Origin of the sequence: Pseudomonas brassicacearum (assembly GCF_003732265.1) — a bacterium.
Taxonomy (GTDB): domain Bacteria; phylum Pseudomonadota; class Gammaproteobacteria; order Pseudomonadales; family Pseudomonadaceae; genus Aquipseudomonas; species Aquipseudomonas brassicacearum_D.
On record NZ_MOBK01000063.1, the window covers coordinates 1 to 299 of the forward strand.

A 299-nucleotide genomic window follows, 5' to 3' on the forward strand; every position below is an offset into this window, starting at 1 on the left:
TGGTCAAGACCGACCACATCCTGTTCATTGCTTCCGGTGCATTCCACCTGAGCAAGCCGAGCGACCGGGTGCCTGAGCTGCAAGGTCGCCTGCCGATTCGCGTCCAACTCAAGGCGCTGACGCCGGAAGACTTCGAACGCATTCTCAGCGAGCCGCATGCGTCGCTCACCGAGCAATATTGCGCCCTGCTGAAAACCGAAGGCCTGGGCATCGAATTCCAGCCGGATGGCATCAAGCGCATTGCCGGGATCGCCTGGCAGGTCAACGAGAAGACCGAGAACATCGGTGCCCGTCGCCTG

Annotated in this window: 1 pseudogene; it reads left to right on the plus strand. The window is 61.2% G+C overall.

Annotated elements, in window-relative coordinates:
• Positions 1-299 (plus strand): annotated as a pseudogene (hslU, locus tag BK660_RS30050) (HslU--HslV peptidase ATPase subunit); the annotation flags it as partial.